At 70.0% G+C, this 2,461-nt stretch carries 3 protein-coding genes and 1 pseudogene; all 4 read right to left on the bottom strand.

The genetic code is table 11. The features are described 5' to 3' along the window. Positions 1-236 (bottom strand): annotated as a pseudogene (locus tag AB0883_RS30720) (4-hydroxy-2-oxovalerate aldolase); the annotation flags it as partial. Beyond that, positions 233-1,174 carry an acetaldehyde dehydrogenase (acetylating) gene (locus AB0883_RS30715; RefSeq protein ID WP_366644762.1) on the bottom strand — a complete coding sequence of 314 codons (942 nt, stop codon included), beginning with the start codon at positions 1,172-1,174 and terminating at the stop codon, positions 233-235. The pseudogene AB0883_RS30720 and the gene AB0883_RS30715, both read right to left, overlap by 4 nt. After that, on the bottom strand, positions 1,171-1,965 hold the full coding sequence (locus AB0883_RS30710) for a fumarylacetoacetate hydrolase family protein (protein WP_366644761.1): 795 nt from the start codon (positions 1,963-1,965) through the stop codon (positions 1,171-1,173). The genes AB0883_RS30715 and AB0883_RS30710 overlap by 4 nt, the downstream gene beginning before the upstream one ends. Before the next feature lie 67 nt (positions 1,966-2,032). After that, on the bottom strand, positions 2,033-2,461 hold a 429-nt coding region (locus AB0883_RS30705), incomplete at its 5' end, for an aldehyde dehydrogenase family protein (protein WP_366644760.1).

The raw sequence follows: 2,461 nt of genomic DNA, 5'->3' as shown, positions 1-2,461 counted from the left end.
TTCGCGTTCGTCATCACCTCGGCCGCCGCCGCGATCCACTCGGCGTCGCTGGCCGCACCATGACCGTAGTTCACACTCGAACCCGCGAGCCCGTCGCCGTGGGCGACCTCGATCGCGGCCACCCCCGCCGCGTCCAACGCCGCCGCGATCGTGCGGACCTGCTCCACCGTGTACCGGTGCGCCACGGCGTGCATGCCGTCGCGCAACGTCACGTCCTGGATGTACAGATCAGTCACGACAGGACCTCCGAGGTGGCCATGGGGCGCAGCGCGACCAGGCGCTCCGCCGTACGCAGCGCCGCCGAGGTCATGATGTCCAGGTTCCCCGCGTACGCCGGCAGATAATGGCCGGCGCCGGAGACCTCCAGGAACACCGACACCTGCAACCCGCGCAGATGCCGACCCAACGACGGCACATACGTGTCCACCCGGTCGAACTGCACGTCCTGCTTCAACCGGTACCCCGGCACGTACTCCTGCACCGACGCGACCATCTGCGCCACCGACCCGGCTATCGCCGCCCGGTCGGCGTCAGCGTCCTCGCACAGGCAGTAGACGGTGTCGCGCATCAACAACGGCGGATCCGCCGGATTCAACACGATGATCGCCTTACCGCGCTGCGCGCCGCCGACCACCTCGATCGCCCGCGCCGTGGTCTCGGTGAACTCGTCGATGTTCGCCCGCGTGCCCGGACCCGCCGACCTCGACGCGATCGACGCCACGATCTCCCCGTACGCCACCGGCGTCACCCGACCCACCGCCGCCACGATCGGCACGGTCGCCTGCCCACCACACGTCACCATGTTCACGTTGCGCTGGTGCAGGTGCTCGTCCAGGTTCACCGGCGGCACCACGTACGGACCGATCGCCGCCGGCGTCAGATCCACCACCAGCCGACCATGCGCCGCCAACACCACGTCGTTGCGCCGGTGCGCCCCAGCGGACGTGGCATCGAACACCAACTCCACGTCCGCGAACTCCGGCATCGCCACCAAGCCGTCGACACCCTCGGCGGTGGTCGCCACACCCAACCTGCGCGCCCGCGCCAGACCGTCGGAGTCGGGGTCGATGCCGACCATCGCCACCATCCGCAACGACTCCGACAACCGCAGCACCTTGATCATCAGATCGGTGCCGATGTTGCCCGACCCGATCACCGCCACGCCGGTGGTCACGACGCCTCCTTGGAGAAGCACGTGCGGACAGAGCCCAGGCCGGAGATGCGTGCCTCGTACGCCGCCCCGGCCGTCACCGGCACCATCGGACCGAGCGCCCCGGAGAGCACCACGTCACCGGCGCGCAGCGGATCACCCGAACGGGCCATCGTCTGCGCCAACCACTGCACCGCGTGCAACGGATTACCCAGACACGCCGCGCCCGCCCCCACCGACACCGGCTCACCGGCCAGTTCGAGGACCATCCCGCACAACCGCAGGTCCACATCCGCCAGCCGACGCGGCGTCGTGCCGAGCACGAACAGGCCGCTGGAGGCGTTGTCCGCCACCGTGTCCACGATCGAGATGTCCCACCCCGCCACCCGCGAATCCACGATCTCGATCGCCGGCAACACATGATCCACCGCCCGGATCACATCCGCACTGGTAATCCGCTCGTCGGGCAGATCCGCACCCAGCACGAAGGCGACCTCCGCCTCCACCCGGGGCTGCAACAGCCGGTCCATCGCGACCTCGGCCCCATCGGGCACCGCCATGTCGTCGAGCAGTACGCCGAAGTCCGGCTGGAACACCCCGAAGCTCTCCTGCACCGCCCGCGAGGTCAGCCCGATCTTCGCGCCCACCCGCCGGTGGCCCCGCTGCAACCACTGCCGCACCTGGAGTTGCTGCACCACGTACGCCGACGTGACGTCCCCCTCCGGCAACAGCCGCCCCCGCAGCGGCGGGCAGGGCTTGCCGCTCTCCCGTGCCTCGACCAGTTCCCGCGCCGCCGCCTCGTAATCAACGCTCATGTCGACTCCTCGCTGCGCGCGAAGCCGCCACGGGGCTCCACGCCACTGCGCCTGATGGCCTGCACGCTCATGTCAGGTCCACGCAGACGTTGGTGAGTTCGGAATAGAAATCGAGGGAGTGCACGCCGCCCTCGCGCCCGATCCCGGACGCCTTGACCCCACCGAACGGGGTGCGCAGGTCGCGCAGGAACCACGTGTTCACCCACACGATCCCCGCATCCAACCGCATACCGGCCCGATGCGCCCGACCCACATCCCGCGTCCACACCGCCGCCGCCAACCCGTACTCCGTGCCGTTGGCCAACGCGAACGCCTCGTCCTCGTCATCGAACGGCGCCACATGCACCACCGGCCCGAAGATCTCCTCGGTGTTGGTGCGGGCCTGCGGGCCGAGCCCCGTCAACACCGTCGGCTGCACGTACGCGCCACCGTCACGGGCGTCACCGAACGCCGGCACCCCACCCCCGGCCAGCACCTGCGCACCCTCACGCCGGGC

The sequence above is a fragment of the Micromonospora sp. NPDC047812 genome (assembly GCF_040704175.1).
GTDB lineage: Bacteria > Actinomycetota > Actinomycetes > Mycobacteriales > Micromonosporaceae > Micromonospora.
The sequence above is the reverse complement of the archived record's forward strand: the minus strand, read 5'-3'. Positions and strand labels throughout refer to the sequence as shown.